We start from the raw sequence: 24,144 nt of genomic DNA on the forward strand, positions 1-24,144 counted from the left end.
GGTTTCACCACCTTCGATTAAACCCAATGGTCCCTCCCGATGGGCGGGGCGAGAGTACGCATGGCGATCGACGATCTGCTCGACGAGCACGAACAAAGTGAACGCGTCCGCAGCTGGCTGCGGAAGAATGGCGCCAGCATCCTCGGTGGCGTAGCCATCGCGATCGGTGCCATTGCCGGCTGGCAGTGGTACCAGAAGGATCAGGGCGGCAAGCTGGCCTCGGCCAACGTGGAATACCAGAAGGCCCTGGTCGGTCTTCAGCAGAACAAGCTCGACGACGCTGCCAAGGCAGTGAAGGCGCTCGAAGCGGGCCCGTCCAGCATCTATGGCGACCTCGCGGCGCTGCAGCTGGCCAAGGCCCAGGTCGACGCCGGCAAGAACGAAGAAGCGCTGGCCACCCTGCGCGCCGTGAAGGTCGAAAGCGACCTGCAGCGCGTGGTCGACCAGCGTGTGGCCCGCCTGCTGGTGGCCACCGGCAAGAGCGACGAGGCGATCAAGCTGCTGGGCAGCGCCACCGACAGCAGCAGCCTGGAAATCCATGGCGATGCGCTGATGGCGCAGGGCAAGCGCGATGACGCCCGCGCACAGTACGAGAAGGCGCTGAAGTCGCTTGACGTGGCAGCGCCGCAGCGGCGCCTGCTGGAAACCAAGGTTATGGATGCCGGCGGCACGGTCGCCGCCCCTGCGGAGTCGGTTTGATGAGTCAGAAGGTCATGATCACCCGCGTCGCCACCGTGCTCCTGATGGGCATGGCCCTGACCGGCTGCAGCACCATGAAGGGCTGGTTCGCCGGCAAGGACGCGGCAGCGAAGAAGGCCCAGGAGCCGGCTGAGCTGGTCAAGTTCGAGCCGAGCGTCAAGGTCAACAAGGCCTGGTCGGTCAACCTCGGCAAGGGCGAGCGCCGCATCGGCGTGCGCCAGGGCCCGGCCGTGGCCAACGGCCATGTGTTCGCTGCGGCGATCACCGGCGGCGTGCACGCCATCGACCTGCAGACCGGCAAGAAGGTCTGGACCTGGGAGCCGCAGAAGGAAAAGAAGAAGCCGAAGCTGCGCCTGTCCGGCGGCCCGGGTGTCGGTGAGGACCTGGTCGTGATCGGCACGCTCGATGGCCAGGTCATCGCCCTGGACATCAATGACGGCAGCGAGAAGTGGCGCGCCCGTGTTCCGGGTGAGGTCATTGCCGCGCCGGCCGTGGCCCAGGGCCTGGTGTTCGTGCGCAGCAACGACGGCCGCGTCACCGCGTTCGATGCCGGCAACGGCACGCAGAAGTGGTTCAACCCGAGCGAACTGCCGGCGCTGACCGTGCGCGGCAACGCGCCGGTGGTCACCGGTCCGGGCGTGTTGTTCATCGGCAAGGACGAAGGCGCGGTTGCCGCGCTGGCCATGCAGGATGGGCGTACCCTGTGGGAACAGAACCTTGGCAACGGCGAAGGCCGTACCGAGCTGGACCGCATGGCCGATGTCGACGGTGCCCCGGTGCTGGAGGGCAACACCCTCTTCGTGAGCAGCTTCAAGAACCAGACCATGGCCATCGAGGGCCCGACCGGTCGCCCGCTGTGGGCGCGCGACCATGGCGGTGCAGGTGGCGTGGCGGTGTCGTCGGGCAATGTGTTCGTCACCGACAACAAGGGTGGCGTGTTCGGCCTGGACAAGGCGACCGGCGCTGCCATGTGGTCGCAGACCGAGCTGGCGCGTCGTTCGCTGACCGGCCCGGCGCTGCACGGTGATTACGTGGTCGTCGGCGACTACAAGGGATACGTGCACTGGTTGAAGACCTCCGATGGTGCGATGGCGGCACGGGCGAAGAGTGGCGGTGACGCCCTGCTGGCCCAGCCGGTCGTCGTCGACGGGGTGCTGCTGGTGCAGAACGTGGATGGCAAGCTGACCGCCTTCCGGTTGGCAAATTAAAAATTGGAGTAATCGCGATGCTGCCTTTGGTCGCCCTGGTTGGACGGCCGAATGTCGGCAAGTCGACTATTTTCAATGCGCTTACGCGCACCCGCGACGCGCTGGTCCATGACCAGCCCGGCGTCACCCGTGACCGCAACTACGGCGTCTGCCGCCTCGACGAGGACAACCATTTCCTCGTCGTGGATACCGGCGGTATTGCCGGGGAAGACGAAGGCCTGGCGGGTGCCACCACGCGCCAGGCCCGGGCTGCGGCGGCCGAAGCCGATCTGATCCTGTTCGTCGTCGACGCCCGCGAGGGCACCTCGGCGCTGGACGACGAGATCCTGGCCTGGCTGCGCAAGCTGTCGCGCCCGACGCTGCTGCTGATCAACAAGATCGACGGCACCGACGAGGACAGCGTCCGTTCGGAGTTCGCCCGTTACGGCTTCGGCGAGATGCTGACCGTGTCGGCTGCGCACCGCCAGGGCCTGGACGACCTGCTTGACGAAGTGATCCAGCGCCTGCCGGAAGAAGGCAGCGGCGAAGAGCTGGACAACGATCCGAACCGTATCCGCATCGCCTTCGTCGGACGTCCGAACGTGGGCAAGTCGACCCTGGTCAACCGCATCCTCGGCGAGGAGCGCATGATCGCCTCCGACGTGCCGGGCACCACCCGCGACTCGATCGCGGTGGACCTGGAGCGCGATGGACGTGAGTACCGGCTGATCGATACCGCCGGCCTGCGCCGCCGTTCGCGCGTGGACGAGGTCGTCGAGAAGTTCTCGGTGGTCAAGACCATGCAGTCGATCGAGCAGTGCCAGGTCGCCGTGCTGATGCTGGACGCCACCGAAGGCGTGACCGACCAGGACGCCACCGTGCTCGGTGCCGTGCTCGACGCCGGCCGCGCGCTGGTGATCGCCATCAACAAGTGGGATGGCCTGACCGAGTACCAGCGCGAACAGGCTGAAACCATGCTGTCGCTGAAGCTGGGCTTCGTGCCGTGGGCCGAATCGGTGCGCATTTCGGCCAAGCACGGCTCGGGCCTGCGCGAGCTGTTCCGTGCGGTGCACCGCGCGCACGAATCGGCGAACAAGACCTTCACCACCAGCGAAGTGAACAAGGCGCTGGAAGTGGCCTACGAGACCAACCCGCCGCCGACCATCCGCGGCCACGTCTCCAAGCTGCGCTACGTGCACCCGGCCGGCGCAAACCCGCCGACCTTCATCGTGCACGGCACCCGCCTGAAGGAACTGCAGGAGTCGTACAAGCGCTACCTGGAGAACTTCTTCCGCAAGCGCTTCAAGCTGATCGGCACGCCGGTGAGCTTCATCTTCCGCGAGGGCACCAACCCGTACGAGGGCAAGAAGAACGTCCTCACCGAGCGGCAGGTCAAGGCCAAGCGGCGCTTGATGAAGCACGTCAAGGGCAAGTGATTCACGGGAAGGCGGCCGCAGGGCCGCCTTTCTTGTCTGTGATAGTGCTGGCCGCTGGCCGGCAACCCGATGATGCCTGGCGTGTTCACGAGGTTGCCGGCCAGCGGCCGGCACCACCCCTACGTCTACAGTCCTCGATCATGGCGAACTGTTGCGACGAGCGCGGCAATGCGGCAACGCGCATGGGGCGCTGCGGGGCGCGGCCATCATCGATTCGGGCAGCTGCGCCTGCCCCGTGAGGCTTGCCCAGACCAGGGTGGTACCCAGTACCCCTGCCAGGTACGCCACCGACACCGCGCCGATCACCAGGCCCGCGGCATGCTCCAGCCACGGAAGCAATCGGCAACACCCCTGTGCCCAGCGTGGGTGGCTGCCAAGCCACGCCATCAGCAGGCCGAGCGACAGCGCGACGCCGCCCAGGCAGGCCACGTAAGCGGCCTTTGTATCCATGTCGGCAACGAGGCCGCTGACCAGGGCTGCAACCGCGAACTGCAGCGTCCAGTTGTTGATGCTGGCGAGCGCCAACAGGCATCCAGCCTCGGCGTGCGGCCAGCGGGAGCGGGCCTTCAGGCCCCGGGGCATCTGCAGGGAAAGCGGAGAGAGGGAGGTCAGCCCAGCGTCGCGCAGGCACATGCCCGCCAGGCGCAGCAGCAGCAGGCAACCCGCGCACTCCATCGCCAGCGTCCACAGGCCGCGGTTTCCCAGCATGCCCGCCGCTACGAAGGCCGTGGCGCAGCTGATGCCCGTACCGATGGCGATACCGAACGATGCGGCCATGGCGGCGTGCCCGCCAGCGCCCATCGCGGTGCGCAGGATCTTCGCGTGATTCGACGCAGGCAGGAGCATGGCGAAGCCGTACAGCACCGCGACGATGAAGAACTGCTGCACGAAAACCTGCCACCAAACTACAGAAAGTGCCGAGTGTGGGCTGCGCTGGACGCGCCGTATTGAACGCTATTGCGACAGGCGCGAATTACCGGCATCAGCCCAGCCACAGCGACACGGCGATCCATAGCGCCAGCGCAATCATCAGCAGCCCTGCGGCCCGTTCCAGCCACGGCAGGGCACGCGCGAATCGACCCAGCACCCACGGGTGGCCGACCAGCGCGGCAACCAGCAGATCCCATAGCAGGACGATGCCGAACATCCACGCGCCATATAAGAACTTCGTTGCGGCCTGCGGACCGTTGAGCATCGCCGCCAGCGTTGCGTAGAACAGCGCATTCTTCGGGTTCAGCAGCGCAGACAGGGCGCCCAGCCCAGCCGCCCTCCACCATCCGTGGGCACCGCCCGCTGGCGATCCATCGGCCGCTTCAGCTGCCTGCAACGTCGTCGAACCCGCATGGCGCAGGAACAGCGTGCCGAGGTACAGCAGGAACCCGCAGCCCGCCAACTGCACCGCGATGAACCCTGCGCTGCCTGGGCGCAGCATGGCCGTTCCGGTGAAAGCGGCTACGATGAAGACGCCATTGCCGAGGGCGATGCCTGCGCAGGCGCCACTGGCGGTGCGCCATCCCGAGGTGATCGCGGTGCGTGCAACGAGGAAGAAGTCGGGGCCAGGTGAGAGCAGGGCGAGAAAATGTACGGTGGCGATGACCAGGAACTGTTCCATCGGGTCCGGCGGCGGCTGGCTGGGGCGCCAGTCTGGGGATGCGCCGCGCGACGGTATTGAACGTTATTGCAGGCTCAGCGCCGGTACTGGCCCGGGGTCGCACCGGCGTGGGCCTTGAAGACCCGCTGGAAATGGCTCTGGTCGGCAAAACCCAGCGCATGCGCGACCACGGCCAGTGCCTGCCCTTCGCACAGCCGCCGGCGGGCCTCCTGGATGCGCTGGTCAATCTGCCAAGCGTGCGGTGTCAGGCCCGTGGCGCGTCGGAAGGCGCGGATCAGCTGGTAGCGGCTCATGCCTGCCAGCGATGCCAGCTCCTGCAGGGCCGGGGTGTGTTCGAGCCGCTGGCGCAGAACGTCCATCACCGGCTGCAAGCGCTGCTGTAACGCGGCATCTTCAAGCGGGCCGGCGACGGCTACACCATCGTGTTCATCCAGATCGCCGACGAACGCGATCAGGGCCGCTTCCTTGACGCTGACCGGATCGTCGGAGAACAGCGTCTCGTTGAGCTGGCAGTACTGCTGGTAGCGCGGGCGATGGTTGGAGATCCGGATCGGTTCCTGCTGCCAGTCGGGTTCGGGCAGGTCGTCATACTCGGCGCGGACCTCGGCCATCCAGCGCGGGTCCAGATGCAGCATCTGGTAGCTCCAGACCTGGCCGGGCAGGGGGTTGCAGGCGTGCACGCGGCCTGCGGGCACGCCGACCAGACTGCCGGGCTGCAGCAGACGCGGCCCTTTCGCGGCGCCGGTGAACAGGCTGCTGCCGGCGTCCACGGCGCCGATCGAGAAGGTGTCATGGCTGTGCGGGCGATGGCAGGCGCGGCTGTCGCACGCCCGTCGGCTTTCGACGAAGGGCATGCGCGGGTCACGCCAGAATTCGGTGGCAGAGCGCATGCAGCGGTTCCGGGGTGCAGGGGGCAACGCCCGCATGGTGCCATGTTCGGGGCAGGGCGCGTCGAGGATGTCTGCGCGATAATGCGGCCATGAGCATCCAAGAGCTTTCCCCCGCGCGGGCACGCGAGCGCCTGGCCCATGGCGCGGTGCTGATCGATGTGCGCGAGGCGCACGAACGGGCCGGCGGGATGGCCGAGGGCGCGCGCGGCGTGGCCAAGGGCGAGCTGCAGGCCGACCCGGCCGCACACCTGCCGCGGCACGACCAGGAGATCCTGCTGATCTGCCAGAGCGGCAAGCGCTCGGCCGATGCCGCGCAGTTCCTGCTGCAGGCCGGCTACACAAACGTCGCTTCCGTGACGGGCGGTACCGTGGCCTGGCGCGAGCAGTCGCTGCCGCTGGTGCAGCCGCTGGCCAGCGCCGCCGACCGCGACTTCTACGACCGCTATTCGCGCCACCTGCTGCTGCCGCAGGTGGGCGAGGCCGGCCAGCGCCGGCTGCAGCAGTCGCGCGTGCTGGTGCTGGGCGCGGGTGGGCTGGGCGCACCGGCTGGGTTCTACCTGGCCGCCGCCGGGGTAGGGCACCTGCGCTTCGCCGACCACGACCGCGTGGAGCGCAGCAACCTGCACCGGCAGATCGTGCATACCGAAGCCAGCGTGGGCCAGCTCAAGGTCGATTCGGCGCGTGAGCGGCTGCTGGCGCTCAACCCCTCGATCAAGGTCGAGGCGGTGCCGGAGCGGGTCACCTCCGAGAACGTGGATGCGCTGTTGGACGGCGTGGACGTGGTGCTGGACGGCTCGGACAACTTCCCGCTGCGCTACCTGCTCAACGACGCCTGCATCAAGCACGCCACGCCGCTGGTGTATGCCGCCATCGAGCGCTTTGATGGCCAGGTAAGCGTGTTTGACGCCGGCCGCCAGCGTGGCGTGGCGCCGTGCTACCGCTGCCTGTTCCCCGAGCCGCCGCCGCCGGAGTTCGCGCCGAACTGCTCCGAGGCCGGTGTGCTGGGCGTGCTGCCTGGGTTGGCCGGCGTGCTGCAAGCGACCGAGGTGCTGAAGCTGCTGCTGGGCATCGGCGAGCCGCTGGTCGGCCGCCTACTGCGCTTCGATGCGCTGGGCATGCGCTTCCGCGAGACCGGCATCCGGCCGGACCCGCAGTGCCCGGTGTGCGCGCCGGGCGTGCCATTCCCGGGGTATATCGATTACGCCGCGTTCTGCCGGGGTGGGTGAGGCTGGCCGGGGAATGCCTTGGTAGATGCCGACCTTGGTCCGCGTTTTCGTGCCAACCAAGGTTGGCACCTACCGAAGCGGGTGCATGGTTGGCACCCACCGACGCGGATGCATGGTTTCGGGATGATGCTGGGGGTCGCTCCCTACATCGTTCCACCTCCAAGACAATCCGGCGCAACATGCGTGCTATTGCCGTCATCGGCATTGCTCTATTGTTGAACCCGATTCTGGATCTTGGGGAACACACCGAATGGCGGTAGAAGCAGCGACCAGCGAGCTGGTCAAGGTCGTGGCCCTGTTGGGCGCGGCGGTGGTGATGGTGCCTTTGTTCCGCCGGGCCGGCCTGGGCTCGGTGCTGGGCTACTTCGCCGCTGGCCTGGCGATCGGACCGTTCGGGCTGGGCTGGTTCTCCGACCCCCAGGCGATCCTGCATACCGCCGAGCTCGGCGTGGTGATGTTCCTGTTCGTGATCGGCCTGGAAATGCGGCCCTCGCACCTGTGGAGCCTGCGCAAGGAGATCTTCGGGCTGGGCACGCTGCAGATCGTTACCTGTGCGGTGGTGCTGACCAGCATTGCCAAGTTGTTCGGCCTGCCTTGGCAGGTGGCCTTCATCGGTGCCACCGGCTTCGTGCTCACCTCCACCGCGGTGGTGATGCAGCTGCTGGCCGAGCGCGGTGACATCGCGCTGCCGTCAGGGCAGAAGATCGTCTCCATCCTGCTGTTCGAAGACCTGCTGATCGTGCCGTTGCTGGCGCTGGTGGCGTGGATGGGCCCGAGCGCGGGCAGCGCCGATGGCGGGGGTTCGCGCTGGCTGTCGGTGGCGATCGGCGTGGGTGCCATCGTCGGCCTGGTGCTGGTCGGCCGCTTCCTGCTCAACCCGCTGTTCCGCGTACTGGCCGAGTCGAAGGCGCGCGAGGTGATGACCGCCGCCGCGCTGCTGGTGGTGCTGGGTGCGGCACTGCTGATGCAGCTGTCCGGCCTGTCGATGGCGATGGGCGCATTCCTGGCTGGCGTGCTGCTGAGTGAATCGACCTTCCGCCACCAGATCGAAGCGGACATCGAGCCGTTCCGCGGCATCCTGCTGGGCCTGTTCTTCCTCAGCGTGGGCATGGCGCTGGACCTGAGCGTGGTGGCCGGCAACTGGCAGCTGATCCTCGGCCTGGTGCTGGCGTTGATGGCAGCCAAGGCGCTGTGCATCTACGTGGTGGCGCGCATCATGGGCAGCGACCACGCGCAGGCGCTGGATCGCGGCGTGCTGATGGCGCAGGGCGGCGAGTTTGCCTTCGTGCTGTTCTCTGCCGCCGCATCGGCCGGCGTGATCAATCTGGAAATCAATGCCAACTTCACCGCCGTGGTGGTGCTGTCGATGGCGCTGACCCCGCTGGTGGTGCTGGTCTACAAGCGCATCGCGCCGAAGCCGACGGTGAACATGGACGGCGTGGACGAGGCCGAGGGCCTGTCCGGCAGTGTGCTGCTGATCGGCTTCGGCCGCTTCGGCCAGGTCGCCAGCCAGTCGCTGCTGGCGCGCGACGTGGACGTGACCATCATCGACAACGATGTGGAGATGATCCAGAGCGCCTCGCGTTTCGGTTTCAAGATCTACTACGGCGACGGTACGCGACTGGACGTGCTGCATGCCTCGGGCGCGGCCACCGCACGTGCGATTGCGGTGTGCGTGGACAAGGCCGAGGCCGCCGACCGCATCGTTGAACTGGTGGCACACGAGTTCCCGCAGGCCAAGCTGATGGTGCGCTCGTTCGACCGCGAACATTCGCTGCGGCTGATCCATGCCGGTGTCGATTTCCAGATCCGCGAGACGTTTGAATCGGCAGTGTTGTTCGGCCAGGCCGCGCTGGTGGAGCTGGGTGCGGATGAGGACGACGCGATCGAGATTGCCGAGCAGATCCGTCGCCGCGATGCCGAGCGTTTCGAGCTGGAGATTGCCGGTGGTGGTCTGAATGCCGGCGCCAAGATGGTGTTTGGCAACTCCGGCCAGGGCGTACCGACGCCGACGCCGTTCACCGCGCCGAAGCGGGCAAGCAAGACGTTGAACCCGCAGGACGTGCCGGAAGAGGAAGAGTAAAGCCCGGTCGTGCCGGCCGCTGGCCGGCAGATATGGAAGCGTTCCGGCGTCATGAGGTTGCCGGCCAGCGGCCGGCACTACCGTGTGGGGATTACCCAAGCCGGCGGTTGGTCGTGCCGGCCGCTGGCCGGCAGATGCGCAAACGTTCCGACGTCATGAGGTTGCCGGCCAGCGACCGGCACTGCCGGGTGGGGAATTGCCGAAGCCGGTGGTTGGTCGTGCCGGCCGCTGGCCGGCAGATACGGAAACGTTTCGACGTCATGGGGTTGCCGGCCAGCGGCCGGCACTACCGTGTGAGGAATTGCCGAAGCCGGTGGTTGGTCGTGCCGGCCGCTGGCCGGCAGATACGGAAACGTTCCGACGTCGTGGGGTTGCCGGCCAGCGGCCGGCACTACCGTGCGGGGAATTGCCGAAGCCGGTGGTTGGTAGTGCCGGCCGCTGGCCGGCAAATACGGAATCGTTCCGACGTCATGAGGTTGCCGGCCAGCGGCCGGCACTACCCGTGTGGGGAATTGCCGAAGCCTTTGGTTGGTAGTGCCGGCCGCTGGCCGGCAGATACGGAAACGTTCCGACGTCATGGAGTTGCCGGCCAGCGGCCGGCACTACCGGTGCGCGGTGTCGGCGCGCGGCGGTGGGCGAGGGGGCCTGAATCAGGGACAATAGCGTCCCCGCCGCCCCACGCCCGCTCCCGATGACCGATTCCGCCCCCCAGCATCCTGCCCGCATCCTCGATGGCCGCCGTATCGCCGAGGCCCTGCTCGACAGCCTGAAGGTGCGCGTCGACGCCCGCGTCGCCGCTGGCGGCAGCCGTCCGGGCCTGGCTGTGGTGCTGGTCGGTGGCGACCCGGCCTCGACGGTGTACGTGCGCAACAAGCGCCGTGCCGCCGAGAAGGTCGGCATCGAGGCGCACGACTACGATCTGCCGGCCGGTACCACCGAGGCCGAGCTGCTCGACCTGATCGACCAGCTCAACGCCGATCCGAAGATCAACGGCATCCTGATCCAGCTGCCGCTGCCGGGCATCCCCGACGCGCGCCGGCTGATCCAGCGCATCGACCCGCGCAAGGACGTGGACGGCTTCCACCCGGAAAACGTCGGCCACCTGGCCCTGCGCGAGTTCGGCCTGCGCCCGTGCACCCCGCGCGGCATCACCACGCTGCTGGGCCACACCGACCAGCCGGTACGCGGCCGCAACGCCACCATCGTTGGCGTGAGCAACCATGTCGGCCGGCCGATGGGCCTGGAGCTGCTGATTGCCGGCTGCACCGTGACCAGTTGCCACAAGTTCACCCCCAAGGACGTGCTGGAGCAGGCCGTGCGCAACGCCGACATTCTGGTGGTGGCGGTGGGCCGCCCGGGCATCGTGCCGGGCGAGTGGGTGAAGCCGGGCGCGGTGGTGATCGACGTGGGTATCAACCGGCTGGATGACGGCCGGTTGGTGGGCGATGTCGGGTTTGAGGCCGCTGCCCAGCGGGCCAGCTGGATCACCCCGGTGCCGGGTGGTGTCGGCCCGATGACCGTGGCCACGTTGATGCAGAACACCCTGGAAGCGGCGGAAGCGCTGAGCTGACCTGCGATTGGGGAGAACTGCTGTTGTTGGGTGCCGACCGTTGGTCGGCACAATGCCGGGGCAGGCGGATGACCCGCTCCTGGTAGGTGCCAACCTTGGTTGGCACGATCCGTCCGGCACCTGGACCCCAGGTGGGGTGAAGGCCTCTGGCTGTTTGTGCCAACCAAAGTTGGCACCTACCAAAGGCGCTCCAGGACTGGCCCGAGTGATCCTCTTAAGGTGGGTGCCGACCGTTGGTCGGCACAATGCAGGAGCACAGGTGTCTGAAGGGTAGTGCGGACCAACGGTCCGCACCCACCAAAGGCAGGCCGGTGACTCGCTCCTGGTAGGCGCCAACCAAGGTTGGCACTTACCAAAGGCAGTATGCCGCCGGCCCGGATGGCCCCCTGAGCCAATCACCGCCCGCGCGACACTGCGTCGCATCTACCCCCTGCCACGCGGCGCGAAAAAGGGGTAAAATGTCGCGCTTCCCCACATCTCGGGTATGCCGATGCTGCGCATCCAGGCTGAAGCACTCACTTACGACGACGTCTCGCTCGTCCCCGCCCACTCGACCATCCTGCCCAAGGACGTCAACCTCGAAACGCGGTTGACCCGAGACCTGAAGCTGAAGCTTCCGATCCTGTCCGCAGCCATGGATACCGTCACCGAAGCCCGCCTGGCCATCGCCATGGCACAGCTCGGCGGCATGGGCACCATCCACAAGAATCTCAGCCTGGAACAGCAGGCCGCAGAAGTGGCCAAGGTCAAGAAGTTCGAGGCCGGTGTCATCCGCGACCCGATCACCGTCGGCCCGGAAACCACCATCCGCGACGTGCTGGCCCTGACCCAGGCGCACAACATCTCCGGCGTGCCGGTGGTGGGCAGCGACGGCCTGCTGGCCGGCATCGTGACCCACCGCGACATGCGCTTCGAGACCGAGCTGGACGATCCGGTCCGCCACATCATGACCAAGAAGGATCGCCTGATCACGGTCAAGGAAGGCGCCGCGTCTGACGAAGTGCTGCAGCTGCTGCACCGCAACCGCATCGAGAAGGTGCTGGTGGTCAATGATTCGTTCGAACTGCGTGGCCTGATCACCGTCAAGGACATCCAGAAGAACACCGACTTCCCGAACGCTGCCAAGGATCTGTCGACCCGCCTGCTGGTCGGCGCTGCCGTCGGCGTGGGTGGCGATACCGATCGCCGCGTGGAAGCGCTGGTCGCCGCCGGCGTGGACGTGATCGTGGTCGATACCGCGCACGGCCACTCGCAGGGCGTGCTGGACCGCGTCAGCTGGGTCAAGAAGAACTTCCCGAACGTGCAGGTCATCGGTGGCAACATCTGCACCGGCGAAGCCGCACTGGCGCTGCTGGACAGCGGTGCGGACGCAGTCAAGGTCGGCATCGGCCCGGGCTCGATCTGCACCACCCGCGTCGTCGCCGGCGTCGGCGTGCCGCAGGTCACCGCTATTGATCTGGTGGCCGAGGCCCTGCAGGACCGCATCCCGCTGATCGCCGACGGTGGCATCCGCTACTCGGGCGACATCGGCAAGGCGCTGGCCGCCGGTGCCTCGACCATCATGGTCGGCGGCCTGCTGGCCGGTACCGAGGAATCGCCGGGCGAGACCGAGCTGTACCAGGGCCGTTCGTACAAGAGCTACCGCGGCATGGGTTCGCTGGCTGCCATGGAGAAGGGGTCGAAGGACCGCTACTTCCAGGACGCCGCCACCGCCGACAAGCTGGTGCCGGAAGGCATCGAAGGCCGCGTGCCGTACCGCGGCCCGGTGGGCGGCATCATCCACCAGCTGATGGGCGGCCTGCGCGCCACCATGGGCTACGTGGGCTGCGCCACCATCGAAGACATGCGCAGCAAGCCCAAGTTCGTGAAGATCAGCGGCGCCGGCCAGCGTGAGAGCCACGTCCACGACGTGACGATCACCAAAGAGCCGCCGAACTACCGCGCCTGACGCGGGCCGAGCAAAGAGGAACGAGGAAGCTGATTCCCGTTCCTCTTTCTCCATCTGCCGCCGCAAATTCCGAGTTCGTTTTCCCTACTGCATTGCCAGGGCGCCATGACCAACATCCATAACGACAAGATCCTGATTCTCGATTTCGGCGCGCAGTACACGCAGCTGATCGCCCGCCGCATCCGCGAGCTGGGCGTCTACTGCGAAATCTGGGCGTGGGACCACAACCCGGCCGAGATCGCCGCGTTCGGCGCCAAGGGCATCATCCTGTCGGGTGGCCCGGAATCGACCACGCTGCCGGGCGCCCCGGCCGCGCCGCAGGAAGTGTTCGACAGTGGCCTGCCGATCTTCGGCATCTGCTACGGCATGCAGACCCTGGCCGCACAGCTGGGCGGTGCCACCGAAGCCGCTGACCAGCGCGAATTCGGCCACGCCGAAGTGAACGTGATCAACCCGGATGCACTGTTCAAGGGTCTGAGCGACCACGGCGGCGAGCCGAAGCTGAATGTCTGGATGAGCCACGGCGACCACGTCTCCGTTGCACCGCCGGGCTTCACCATCACCGCCACCACCGACCGCATTCCGGTGGCCGCCATGGCCAACGAAGAAAAGCGCTGGTACGGCGTGCAGTTCCACCCGGAAGTGACCCACACCCTGCAGGGCCAGGCGCTGCTGCGCCGCTTCGTGGTGGATGTGTGCGGCTGCCAGACCCTGTGGACCGCCGCCAACATCATCGACGACCAGATCGCCCGCGTGCGCGAACAGGTGGGCGATGACGAAGTGATCCTGGGCCTGTCCGGCGGCGTCGATTCGTCCGTGGTCGCTGCGCTGCTGCACAAGGCCATCGGCGAGAAGCTGACCTGCGTGTTCGTGGACACCGGCCTGCTGCGCTGGCAGGAAGGCGACCAGGTGATGGCGATGTTTGCCGAGCACATGGGCGTGAAGGTGGTGCGCGTGAACGCCGCCGACCGTTATTTCGCCGCGCTGGAAGGCGTGAGCGACCCGGAAGCCAAGCGCAAGATCATCGGCAACCTGTTCGTTGAGATCTTCGACGAAGAGTCCAGCAAGCTGAAGAACGCCAAGTGGCTGGCGCAGGGCACCATCTACCCGGACGTGATCGAGTCGGCCGGCAGCAAGACCGGCAAGGCGCATGTGATCAAGAGCCACCACAACGTGGGCGGCCTGCCGGAGCACATGAAGCTGGGCCTGGTGGAGCCGCTGCGCGAGCTGTTCAAGGACGAAGTGCGCCGCCTGGGCGTTGAGCTCGGCCTGCCGCGCACCATGGTCTACCGCCATCCGTTCCCGGGCCCGGGCTTGGGCGTGCGCATCCTGGGCGAGGTAAAGCCGGAATACGCCGAACTGCTGGCCAAGGCCGATGCCATCTTCATTGATGAGCTGCGCAAGGCCGACCTGTACGACAAGACCAGCCAAGCGTTTGCCGTGTTCCTGCCGGTGAAGTCGGTGGGCGTGGTGGGCGATGCGCGGGCGTATGAGTGGGTGATTGCGCTGCGCGCGGTGGAGACGATCGACTTCATGACCGCACATTGGGCGCATCTGCCGTATGAGTTCCTGGGGACGGTGAGCAACCGGATCATCAATGAGTTGCGGGGGGTTTCAAGGGTTGTCTATGACATCTCGGGGAAGCCGCCGGCGACTATTGAGTGGGAATGAGTTGAAAGAACGAGGGCGCCGAGAGGCGCTCTCTATTTTTATAGAATCTATCACCTCTCCATTTCGATCGATATTGACGTCTCAAGTCACTACATGCGTCTGGTCCGATTCGGCTGCCACAACGCCGCGCTCTATTCTGGAGCGGGGCGCTATACACTGCTTTTTGGATAAGCAGGGCAAATCCTCTTCAGTGGCTCATCAACCACTCACTTCCTTTCAGCGAGAGAGTCCAAATGATCCCACTGCAAGACATTGAAATCTTTACCGACACTCGGAAGAGCATGGGTGTGGTGCTCAGCAGTCATGGTAGCGTTCTTTCACGATGACTCCAGTGCCGCAATTCGCTGGACTACGCCACGGCTCTATATCGCAGGTTTATCAATTTCTTGGGCGAGTTCAATATATGTCGGTGCTTTCCGAGGCATGACCTGGCTTCCCCTGCGGGGCTCACATGGGACTCTTGGAAACCGCGTCTTCCGAGGAGTCATCATGGCGAAAATCAAGCTCACCACGTCGGCAGTCGATGCGGCACTACCCCCAAGACAGGGCCATTGAGCTGCAGCACACTGTGGCGGCGGGCTTCTTGTGCAAGCTCAATCCAACGGGTCGTATTCATCTTCCAGTAGCGCACGAACGCAAGCGAGTGTTGCAAACCCGCCACGGAGCTAGTAGGGCGAACGGGCGGTCGATGAGGTGCGGACGATGGCGCAGGGGTGGCTGGTCAAGGTGCGCCAGGAGGAGGGGGGCTCATTCGCCGAGCAAGGACTGATCTAGTATTGGAGTTTTCGCCCACTTTTATTTATCCAGCACCAGGCATCTGATTAAGATTATTTATGTTTACTCGGATTAGTCACTGCTTTCAGTCAGGGAGCGAACCAATCTAAATAGCTCGGCCTGATATTCTGCGTCGTGAAGAGCATCATGATCTCCCTTTTTCTTGGGATGCACAACTTTATCAATAGCGCTTGATCTGGTTTCGTACCATGAGCAACCCGTAGCGCCCATAAAGAGCGCCTTGATGTCTAGGGCCGTAAAGCCGAATGGATTATATCCAAGATATTTCAGGAAATAGTAATTTACAAATCCCCAATCAAATGGGGCATTTAATCCAACAAAAACTGGAATGCTGCCCTTGGGGGTATTTGTGGTGATCCAGGATGAAAATTCCGTCATGGCTTCAGTTGGAGTTACCCCTATATTCTCGGCCTGCTCCAAAGTAAGGCCTGTGATCGCCAGCGCTTCTGCAACCGACTTATCACTAATTGGTTTTAACGATGCCGAAAATGATATTTCTGGCTGGTACACCAGGCAGGCGCCCACAGTAAGCATGCTGTGCTCTCCGACAACAGGGCCAGCAGTTTCAATGTCAACCGATATAAAAACTTCAGGTTTCTTGTTCATTTTCTCATCCGGTAATCGGTTTTTATTCAGCCGGCCATGACAGGGGGTGGCTCCAATTCTGCAGCAGCCTGATAAAAGTGTTCGGCCTTTAGTGCGGAGTTTGGAAACGCCATGGATACAGCTGCCGGATACAAGCGTGTACGAATATCAGAATAAGTCCAAGCGGGTCGATTTTCACTTGCGGATGTCGCCTCGACCAACTTCTTTATTTCGGTTGCCGAAAGACCCATGTCCCCCAAATCGCTTGTGAACAGTTCATTTCGCTCTTCATCAGTGGGGCGTGTAAACTCCTCAACAATCGACGCACGTCGAATGACTGCTGCATCAAGAGCTGCCAATCGGTTTGTGCAAAGGATGGCGAAGATGCGCCCGCCATGCTTCCGAATACCGTCTATAGATTGAATCAGGGTGTTCACGCCGACCTTGTCTTCATGGTGACTGTGATGTTGGCTGCGGGATGCCCCTAAAGAGTCACCTTCGTCAATAATGAGGAAGGCTCGACCCTTTCCCGGCCCAATAGATCTGGAAATATCTTCGAATGCTTGGGTGATGAGTGTTCCCATCTCACCCACCTTGCCGGTTCCGCGAACTTTGTTGCTCAGCTTGTAGAGAATTGCGTCTTCAATTTTAGCGTCGCGAGCAAGGCGATTTGCGATCGCCTCTGCATTTGCAGTTTTCCCCGTTCCCACATCGCCATGGAAAATAGCTAATGGATACTGTTCATTTAGTAGTTCAATGACCGCGAGCTTCTTGTCATGATGCTTTTGACTCCATCGCTCAAGTTCATTAGATTGCAGAATTAGCTGGAGGCGCTTTTGTATGCGCTGGTAACGCCCTTCAAAGCCTAGTAGTTTCTTGGATAGGATATCAAGCTGCGTCGTCGGAAGGTTTGTCTTTACCTCGAATACGGATGAGCTGCTCATGAAAAATCCTTCCTGTTGGTGCCAAAGCCATTGCTGCTGTATCCGCGCCCCGCGGAAGAGGTTAGGCCTTTGTGACTGGTGTCCGTAGACGAAGGTACCCATGAAATCTTTAGGGGGAGACTCGCGCGCTTGTCCGAGGATGACGAATCGGTATAGCGTAAATGAATTCGAATCCACCCTCCTTTGTCCTTTGGTGTCAGAGGCCATGTTACGCCGCCAGGCCGCTCGGTTTCCGTGGCGCCCTCTTTCTGGAATTCATATTTGATGGCGCGCACTTCTGATGTGCCATTCATGAGCGTCACGTCAGCATATTCGAGATAATCCTTCTTCGCCAATAGTTCTATGTCGTGAGCATAGTTTGATGCCTCATCTTCGGTCATAGCCTTGGTGGTGGTTGCAATGATGATCAAGTCGGCTTTGACGCTGCGCATGACCTTTTCAACATCTGCAACTATGTAGCTACTAGTGCTCGAATAAGTGCTCAATTTTTAGTCCTTGGTCTTGAAGCGACCGCCAAAAATCTCTTTCCATACTTCGTTATCATTTTCGACAGATGCATATGTTGCCGTATCCAAAGCGGATTCGGCTGCCTTGGCTATAAGGATCTGCTCATCCTTAGTAATGCGGGATGCTACGTTGTTCTCTGGACTCACAGGGTCAACAATAATTACAGGGGTGTCAAAATTGCTAGTTGGCTTTCCACAATTTTCTGGAAAGTCAATGCGTTCCCCAAGTTTTGTACTGGCGATATACCCTAAGAATTCTCTGAAGCGTTTCTCAATAGACTCGGCGGGACCATCTCTATCAAGTAGGTAGCCGAAGATTAGTTCGATATGGAAGGACTTTAGGCCTGGAACGTCGTGAAAGTGTTTCCACCGTTATGCTAAACGGACCAACGTCCTAAAGTGTTTATCCTTATCCTTCCTGGTTTTGACAAACTGAATGTGGCACGGCGCACAAGTGAGATTTTTTGCGCCGCTCTGAATGTCGAACTGCCAGCCGTGGTCAGCATCAAAACTATCTTGAAGAACAGGTACAACGTCTACCTCTAGGCCACTTTTGACGAAAGTCACCTTTGCTGCGCGACGCTGAATCTCGAAGTCCTCAACTTTCTTTGTCGGATAAATGTCTATTAAAAGATCGTATATTTTATTGCAAAGGCTTTCGTACGATTTTCCGTCTTCATCGACGCCTGTGACATAAAAGACAACATCAACATCCGTAGGATAGTCATCAACCCTTCGAAGAATTGTGTACTTTGCAAACGAACCAGCCTTAACGACCTTTGTGACCTTTATCTTTGACTTGTCGGTGATGCGTTTCTTTAGCTCAGAAACAAGATTGTCCACCTGGGCGTGATACTCTTTGCGCTTCTCGCCTGGAAGACGCAGTACGTTGTGGTCGAAGTATTCAAGATCTGAATTTGCTAGCGGCATTTTTTTTCCTGGTTTTTAGAAAATCGACTTCTCTCATTCCTATAATGTCATGCCATTTGCAATGTAATCAACAGTGACGGCGGCGGCTGCTTGTGCGGCCAGTAGATGAAATCTATTATCTTTTTTTGAGTCACCAAAATCACTAATGCCGCGCACCATCAGTACCGGCTTGCCAAAATTAGCGCATGCAGCAAATAAGCCTGCGCCTTCCATTTCGGCGACCTCTATTTTTCCGTGAATCTCTCGCATCCCTAGAAATTTTTCTGGATCACGAAGGAGTTTTTCGCCGCTGGCGACCGTCGCCGTCTTAGGTATGACGCCTTTGGCGACAGGACCAGCCTCAACTTTTTCGGGGAATTCGATGCCTAGAGCTTGGTAACTCTTCAAGAGGCGAGTTTCAAGGCCTGCCCTGTTGGATAAATAGGAGCTAACGTCTTGGCGAACACGCATCGTAAGCCTAGTGATCTCTGGCCGTGCCTCACTCTGGCCGCCTTCAACAAGTCCCGCGCCCTCATAGGCGACGATACGTTCTGCCAGAACCACTTCTCCCAGCGCACATTTTTCTCGCAGACCAGCCGCAATGCCCAGCATGATCACGCTGCCAGGTCGCAGATTACTTAACAGCATGCTAGTTACTGACGCTGCATCTACGTTGCCTGCACCCGCGAAGCAAGCTAAAGCGCAGCTTGCTGTCGTTCCACCACGCTTGGCAACAGGTGCTTTCCAAACGTGAAGACCGTTCTCAGTAGTGATGTGTTCAGCATCCTCCGCAATACCAAAAGCTTGCTTGGCGGCGGCCAACTCCACGTCTAGAGCAGTTAGCACTAATACATCAGGAGGAAGGGCATCAATTCTGGCTAGTTCTTCCTCATAGAAAACACTTACGATACGAGTGCATATTTCTGACAATGTAAGTACGGGCTCTTGCAAAGAAAGAGCGGGAAGAAATTTGACAACCCTATTTCCACTATTCGGCATGTATGTCAGAGGGTTGGCTTGGAAATTCTTAAGGACACCAATCGCACCCAGACCGTCCTCGCTATTTGCACCCAACTGCAAATCAAGCGGTAGAACAGGCAAGAGCTTCTTGGTCATTTTGCGCGCGCGATCCAGTACACCCTTGCCACCGCCCAGGGCCACCATCGCAGTAGCATGCTCAACTTGCTCATCGCCGACGTTGCCGCCTGTCAGCACCTCCTCTTCCAGTGGGACGAGTTCTGCGACTCCTCGTGCGACCATGCCCATGAGCAACTTACGTTGCTCAGGATTCGCCTTGACTTGAAGGCGTTCCTGCGAAGCCACGATTTTTAGACGAGCGTCAGAGCTGTTGCCGGGCGTTAATCTGTCTACCGCTTTAGCGACCGTCCAGTCGAACAAGAGCGCCTTCCCATCTCCATTGATCGGCTCGGCTGCGACGTAAACGACAAAGCCGCCACCAGCTTTAAGGACTTCCTCAACAAGGGTATCGACAAAAGCGTGCGCTCTATCGATGAGCTCATTCTCGGTGGTGTTCGAGATGCTTCCGGCAAGGAGGATATAGGTTGAAGCCAGCATCATGGCATTTGTCATGAGTGATCCCGATTGATTCTGTGCCTTCGCGCATAGTGCTCTGCGCGCCAATTACTTGATCCCCGTTGGCGTAGTCGATAAGTTTGAACCACTAGGCTAGCGGTGCCATTTTGATGCATGCGGGGTGATTTTAAATTTTAAAGGCTCTGTCGCACATTTTATTGATCTGGGGACTTTTAACGAAGGCTTGTATCTAGCCACTGGTGTCATCAGTACGTGTCCTCCAAGGATGATCGCGTTACTTGTTAACTTCGTCATAGGGTAACTCAAGTTCATTCCAAAGTTCTTCTTCTGTAAGTCGCTTGAAGTCTTCCGTCAAATTTTTGACTAGCGCTGGGATGCACCTTCCAGGGCTGATGTGGCAATCAGGGCGAATCATCCGCGATCTAGGCGAACCGTCACGACCCCAAAACTCTTCCAAGACACTACGCGTGTTGATGACGAAGGCATCCCGCAAGGTAGTACGGCCCGAGAGAATTCGTAACGTCTTGTCGCTAACGCGGGCGCGGGTCTTGCCTGCCTGCCGAGAAAAGCTGCCGGGTAGTGGAGATCGTATCTGCGATCTTCTGCAACGCCATGCTCTTGAATTGGTGGGCAGTACGCAATTGAGTGTCATTGAACTCAGGCTGCTGACGATTAGGAAACAAGGTGTTCATTCAGGCTCGTTTGAGCAAGTACTTATGGGGTCACTTCGTGGCGTCATCCTTGAGGCGGGGCAGCGTGCGGCCCATCAGCTAGCGAGGTGGACCCGGAAGAGATGGTTGTAGGCAGCTTTCGGCAGAAGGAGAGGGCTTGGACGACGGGAGTTCTTCTTTGGGGGTGGGAGGGGGGGCGGGATTACTGCGCGGCTGATGTTTGTCTGTGAGTTCGTCACTCCGGTCTGACTTCGTGGCAAGCCCACTCAACCAACCCCCGGCAAGCCAGAAACAACCCATCAACCACCCCCTCATCCAAATGCCGCTCCGGGTCCGCTGCCACCCGGCAGCGGTCCGCCGAGTGGAGCACCTCCAGCACCGTTAGCAGCCCGACCAACGCACGCTCGCTCCGCGCCAGGCTCACACGGCGGCCGGGTGACACATCGGTTTCCGGCCAAGGGTGCCCATCAGCGCCCTCGCAGCCGCGCATGCGCTTGAGGATGCCGAGCAGGGAGTTCAGGTCGGGCAGGGGAGTGTCGTCGTTGATGGGTTCAACAATGGTGTACGAGGAAAAGCTGTCGGATTCGTTCATGGCTTCGGCTTCCGTGGCTGTGCTTAACAGCGCCACCGCGAAGAGGTGGCGGACGATGCGTGGCTGCAAACCGGAAGAAGCGATGTCATAAACCGGTGGGCCCGAAAGCCCCCACGCACCGCCCGCCAGAAAGGCCGACGGATTGCCCGCCGGCACCGGTTAAGGACGGTGCCGACGGGCAAGCGCAAACTACAGACATCGCTTTCTTCGGGTTTGCAGACCCGAGCCACCCGTTTTCGGTGGCGCGCCATGGTGTTTACGCACCCGCTTCGAATGCCAATAGAAATTCGCGAAGGAATCGCAGAATCCGAGAGCGAAGAACTATTGTTGCACGCACCCTTCGTGCAGCACGCGACGCCAGTCGACGCATTCGCGCAGCTGCTCTGCTGATGGCGAATCAAAGTGGCGCAATCGCCCATGCCACAAGCGAATAGCGCGACGGCCTTCTTTGCAACAGTTCTTAGTTCGCCTCGCCAAGCAACGGCGCGCGATCAGCTACACACCCCGAAAATCGGTTCAAACCCGACACTGTTAACAAGCTCGCAGCTTCAAACAACGCCAGGCTCAGCCGCATTTCCCACCAGCAACTCAATCATCGCCCGCGCCGCCGCCGACTGCCGCCGATGCGGCGCATAGATCACCGAGAACGGGCGCGATCTCCCGCGCAACTGCGGCAGCACCTCCACCAGCTCCCCACGCTGCAGCCGCTCGCGCACGATGAACTCGTAGCTCTGGCAGATGCCGATGCCCTGTTCGGCCAGCGACACCACGCCCAGCACATCGTCCGAAGTCTCAATCGACGAACGCGGCACCCAATCCACATCCCGCCCGACATCCCGAAACACCCATGGCGCCAGCCGCCCTGTACGCGGCATGACGAAGGGCAGGCACAGGTGCTGCTGCAGGTCGTCCAGCGTCTGCGGTGTGCCGCGTCGCTGCAGGTAGTCCGGTGCGGCCACCAGCACCAGCGGAGCGTCCTCCAGCTTTCGTGCCACCAGCCCGCTGTCCGGCAGCTGGCCCAGGCGGATGGCCAGGTCGAAGCCCTCGGCCACCAGGTCCACGTTGCGGTTGGTGATGTTCAGTTCCACCTGCACCTGCGGGTACTGCTGCGCAAAGCGCGCCAGCACGGGCGGCAGCCGGTAGTGGCCATAGGTGGTGGGCACACTCAGGCGCACGCGGCCGGCCAGCGCACCGTCCTGGGCCAGTACGTCGCGCTCGGCGTCGTCCAGCAGGCCGAAGGCGGTGCGCACCTGTTCCAGATAGAGCCGCCCGGCGTCGGTCAGGCCCACGCGGCGGGTGGTCCGCTGCAGCAGCTGGCGGCCCAGCCGCGCTTCCAGGCGGGTGACCGCGCGGCTCAGCACCGAGGGCGTGGTGGACAGCGCCACCGCCCCGGCCGTGAACGAGCCGTGCTCGACCACTGCCAGGAACACCTCCACATCGCCCAGGTAGTCGAACTTGCGGCTCATTTTGCTCTCCGGGGAACAGATGTTTTGCGATGAGGCCAATTTATCGCCGCTGCGGCGATGAATAAAGTGGCCGCCATTCCCCGATAGGAGTTCCCCATGAAACTGATGACCCGGCTGGCCGCAGCGCTGGCCCTGACCCTGGCCGCAACCGGCGCGCATGCGGCCAACGTGCTGGTGGTGCTGTCCGACGAAAACCACCTGGACCTGAAGGACGGCAAGGTGCTGTCCACCGGCTTCTATCTCAACGAGCTGATGCAGCCGGTCAAGCTGCTGCTGGACGCGGGCCACGAGGTGACCTTCGCCACGCCGCACGGGCGGGCGCCAACGGTGGACGCGTCTTCGGTGACGCCGGCGTACTTCGGCAACGATGCCGCGCAGCTGAAACTGCACAAGGACCTTCTGGAGAAACTGGCGCTGACCTCGCCGACCGCCTCGCCGGTGGTCAGCCTGGCGCGGGTCGAGCAGCAGGGCTACGCGCGCTTCGATGCGGTCTACATTCCCGGCGGCCACGCGCCGATGCAGGACCTGCTGAAGAGCCCGGCGCTGGGCCGGCTGCTGGCCGACTTCCACCAGCGCAACAAGACCACCGCGCTGGTCTGCCACGGATCGATCGCGCTGCTGTCCACGCTGCCGGATGCGGCTGGGTTCGTGGCGAAGCTGGAGGTGGGTGCGATGCCCGCTACGCCGAAGTGGATCTACAGCGGTTACCAGATGACGGTGATCAGCAACCAGGAGGAAGAGCAGGCCAAGCCGCTGCTGGGGGGCGGTGAGATGAAGTTCTACCCGCAGACGGCGCTACAGCAGGCGGGTGCGCGGTTCAGCAGCAACGCTACGCCGTGGACCGGGCATGTGGTGGTGGATCGCGAGCTGATTACCGGGCAGAACCCGGCCTCGGCGCTGGAGGTGGGGCAGCGGTTGGTTGAGCGGTTGAAGTAGGGCGGGTTCTGCATCGCATGCGGTGCCGTGGCACCATGATGGGCTGGCCTCGTCCTTCCGGGCGGGGCCGTTTTCCCAGGGAAGCCCTCGAACACGACATGCGAACGTCTTTTTTCATTCTCTCCGCCCTGTGCCTTGGCCTACTGTCCGGCTGTGCCAGTGGCCCGGAGGAGCACGCTTCCAGCCGCGAGATAACCAGTGCGTTCGTGGCCGACGACGGCCAGCTGTACCTGTTGCCGCGCTATGACGAGCCGATGCGCTTCAATGCCGCGCCGTTCCGCGAGTACCGCGCGCTGATGGACAGCCCGCTGCGCGAGGCGGTGGTCTGCGCGCAGATGTACTTCCATGAGGACAGGCGCGACCCGGCCAACAAGGCCAAGGTGCACGGCAGCTATGCGCTGCTGCTGCGGCCGGAGCAGGTGACGGCAGAGCTGGCCGGACAGTTCAAGCTGGAGCGGATTGAAGTGCTCCCGCGTGAGGCCAAGGCCGTGGAGGAGCGGGCGCGCTACTACCTGCCGATGGACCGGACCCGTTACGCGCTGGCGTTTGACCGCGCCTGCAGTCTTTCAAGGAAGGGCGGCAGCTATTACAGCGCGCTGTTCGAGGGCGACGGCGAACGAGTGCAGTTGTCGGATGCTGCGGCGCTGGCGGAGAAAGGGAAGCTTGCACAGCCGCTCAATGCGCGGGCGCAGCGGATCCTGCCGGAGAGGGAGGACAAGCCGGGTGCGGGTTCGGCGGCGGGCAAGGTGCTCGGCGCGGCGCTGATCCCTGTGGCGGTGCCGGTGTTTGTGCTAAGCCTGCCGTTCCTGGGGCCGGATCATTGGAAGTGAAAAGGCGTTGAAGCCAGAGCATCCACGCATGGCG

22 protein-coding genes are annotated in these 24,144 nt (G+C 62.4%); 10 read left to right on the forward strand and 12 right to left on the reverse strand.

Features of this window, described 5'->3' with window-relative positions:
* The first annotated feature begins 60 nt into the window (after positions 1-60).
* The 3 genes from CKW06_RS10655 to der are packed head-to-tail and all read left to right on the forward strand — an operon-like array spanning position 61 to position 3,322.
* Positions 61-699, forward strand: a complete 639-nt coding sequence (locus CKW06_RS10655) for a YfgM family protein (protein ID WP_005409299.1) — start codon at positions 61-63, stop codon at positions 697-699.
* Positions 699-1,907, forward strand: a complete 1,209-nt coding sequence (bamB, locus tag CKW06_RS10660) for an outer membrane protein assembly factor BamB (protein ID WP_024956140.1) — start codon at positions 699-701, stop codon at positions 1,905-1,907. The genes CKW06_RS10655 and bamB overlap by 1 nt, the downstream gene beginning before the upstream one ends.
* A gap of 17 nt (positions 1,908-1,924) precedes the next feature.
* Positions 1,925-3,322: a ribosome biogenesis GTPase Der gene (gene der, locus CKW06_RS10665; RefSeq protein WP_012479950.1), complete on the forward strand. Its 1,398-nt coding sequence runs from the start codon at positions 1,925-1,927 to the stop codon at positions 3,320-3,322.
* Positions 3,323-3,460: 138 nt separating this feature from the next.
* On the opposite strand, the gene CKW06_RS10670 is transcribed toward der, so the two are convergent.
* From CKW06_RS10670 to CKW06_RS10680, 3 genes are all read right to left on the reverse strand, one after another.
* Positions 3,461-4,210, reverse strand: a complete 750-nt coding sequence (locus CKW06_RS10670) for a hypothetical protein (RefSeq protein ID WP_024956139.1) — start codon at positions 4,208-4,210, stop codon at positions 3,461-3,463.
* Positions 4,211-4,304: 94 nt separating this feature from the next.
* On the reverse strand, positions 4,305-4,934 hold the full coding sequence (locus CKW06_RS10675; RefSeq protein WP_024956138.1) for a LysE family translocator: 630 nt from the start codon (positions 4,932-4,934) through the stop codon (positions 4,305-4,307).
* A 74-nt stretch (positions 4,935-5,008) separates the two neighbouring features.
* Positions 5,009-5,824, reverse strand: a complete 816-nt coding sequence (locus CKW06_RS10680) for a helix-turn-helix domain-containing protein (protein ID WP_024956137.1) — start codon at positions 5,822-5,824, stop codon at positions 5,009-5,011.
* 89 nt (positions 5,825-5,913) lie between these two features.
* Here CKW06_RS10680 and moeB point away from each other — a divergent pair, with 89 nt between their 5' ends.
* The 5 genes from moeB (at position 5,914) to guaA (ending at position 14,322) form a co-directional block, all read left to right on the forward strand.
* Entirely contained in the window at positions 5,914-7,050 is a 1,137-nt protein-coding gene (gene moeB, locus CKW06_RS10685) for a molybdopterin-synthase adenylyltransferase MoeB (protein ID WP_024956136.1), read from the forward strand.
* 250 nt (positions 7,051-7,300) lie between these two features.
* Entirely contained in the window at positions 7,301-9,133 is a 1,833-nt protein-coding gene (locus CKW06_RS10690; RefSeq protein ID WP_024956135.1) for a monovalent cation:proton antiporter-2 (CPA2) family protein, read from the forward strand.
* A 691-nt stretch (positions 9,134-9,824) separates the two neighbouring features.
* Complete coding sequence (folD, locus tag CKW06_RS10695; RefSeq protein WP_024958549.1) at positions 9,825-10,703, forward strand: bifunctional methylenetetrahydrofolate dehydrogenase/methenyltetrahydrofolate cyclohydrolase FolD; 879 nt, start codon at positions 9,825-9,827, stop codon at positions 10,701-10,703.
* A gap of 490 nt (positions 10,704-11,193) precedes the next feature.
* Positions 11,194-12,651 (forward strand): IMP dehydrogenase, encoded by a 1,458-nt coding sequence (guaB, locus tag CKW06_RS10700; RefSeq protein ID WP_024958548.1) that lies wholly within the window; start codon positions 11,194-11,196, stop codon positions 12,649-12,651.
* A gap of 105 nt (positions 12,652-12,756) precedes the next feature.
* Complete coding sequence (gene guaA, locus CKW06_RS10705; protein WP_005416250.1) at positions 12,757-14,322, forward strand: glutamine-hydrolyzing GMP synthase; 1,566 nt, start codon at positions 12,757-12,759, stop codon at positions 14,320-14,322.
* Positions 14,323-15,168: 846 nt separating this feature from the next.
* Here the strand turns inward: guaA and CKW06_RS10710 are convergent.
* The 9 genes from CKW06_RS10710 to CKW06_RS10740 all read right to left on the reverse strand — a co-directional run bounded on the left by CKW06_RS10710 (position 15,169) and on the right by CKW06_RS10740 (position 22,344).
* Positions 15,169-15,723, reverse strand: coding sequence for a 3'-5' exonuclease (locus tag CKW06_RS10710; RefSeq protein ID WP_076738309.1), 555 nt, complete (start codon positions 15,721-15,723; stop codon positions 15,169-15,171).
* 26 nt (positions 15,724-15,749) lie between these two features.
* A complete protein-coding gene (locus CKW06_RS10715) occupies positions 15,750-16,646 on the reverse strand; it encodes an AAA family ATPase (RefSeq protein WP_076738308.1) in 897 nt (298 codons plus the stop codon).
* Positions 16,643-17,131 carry an HORMA-1 domain-containing protein gene (locus tag CKW06_RS10720; protein ID WP_076738307.1) on the reverse strand — a complete coding sequence of 163 codons (489 nt, stop codon included), beginning with the start codon at positions 17,129-17,131 and terminating at the stop codon, positions 16,643-16,645. Before CKW06_RS10720 ends, CKW06_RS10715 begins: the two co-directional genes overlap by 4 nt.
* 3 nt (positions 17,132-17,134) lie before the next feature.
* Positions 17,135-17,479, reverse strand: coding sequence for a hypothetical protein (locus tag CKW06_RS24195; protein ID WP_197697524.1), 345 nt, complete (start codon positions 17,477-17,479; stop codon positions 17,135-17,137).
* Positions 17,480-17,524: 45 nt separating this feature from the next.
* A complete protein-coding gene (locus CKW06_RS23815) occupies positions 17,525-18,082 on the reverse strand; it encodes a CBASS oligonucleotide cyclase (protein ID WP_197697523.1) in 558 nt (185 codons plus the stop codon).
* 39 nt (positions 18,083-18,121) lie between these two features.
* The gene (locus CKW06_RS10730; protein ID WP_076738306.1) at positions 18,122-19,651 is read right to left on the reverse strand and encodes a phosphorylase family protein; all 1,530 of its coding nucleotides are present in this window, start codon (positions 19,649-19,651) and stop codon (positions 18,122-18,124) included.
* Positions 19,652-20,145: 494 nt separating this feature from the next.
* Positions 20,146-20,307, reverse strand: coding sequence for a hypothetical protein (locus CKW06_RS23570; protein WP_154699831.1), 162 nt, complete (start codon positions 20,305-20,307; stop codon positions 20,146-20,148).
* Between the two features lie 214 nt (positions 20,308-20,521).
* On the reverse strand, positions 20,522-20,878 hold the full coding sequence (locus tag CKW06_RS10735; RefSeq protein WP_024958123.1) for a hypothetical protein: 357 nt from the start codon (positions 20,876-20,878) through the stop codon (positions 20,522-20,524).
* A gap of 548 nt (positions 20,879-21,426) precedes the next feature.
* Positions 21,427-22,344 (reverse strand): LysR family transcriptional regulator, encoded by a 918-nt coding sequence (locus CKW06_RS10740; RefSeq protein ID WP_024958124.1) that lies wholly within the window; start codon positions 22,342-22,344, stop codon positions 21,427-21,429.
* Positions 22,345-22,440: 96 nt separating this feature from the next.
* Between CKW06_RS10740 and CKW06_RS10745 the strand changes: the two genes are divergently transcribed.
* Positions 22,441-23,280, forward strand: coding sequence for a type 1 glutamine amidotransferase domain-containing protein (locus CKW06_RS10745; RefSeq protein ID WP_024958125.1), 840 nt, complete (start codon positions 22,441-22,443; stop codon positions 23,278-23,280).
* Between the two features lie 98 nt (positions 23,281-23,378).
* Complete coding sequence (locus tag CKW06_RS10750; protein ID WP_024958126.1) at positions 23,379-24,110, forward strand: hypothetical protein; 732 nt, start codon at positions 23,379-23,381, stop codon at positions 24,108-24,110.
* The last annotated feature ends 34 nt before the right edge of the window (positions 24,111-24,144 follow it).

The sequence above is a fragment of the Stenotrophomonas maltophilia genome (genome assembly GCF_900186865.1).
Taxonomy (GTDB): domain Bacteria; phylum Pseudomonadota; class Gammaproteobacteria; order Xanthomonadales; family Xanthomonadaceae; genus Stenotrophomonas; species Stenotrophomonas maltophilia.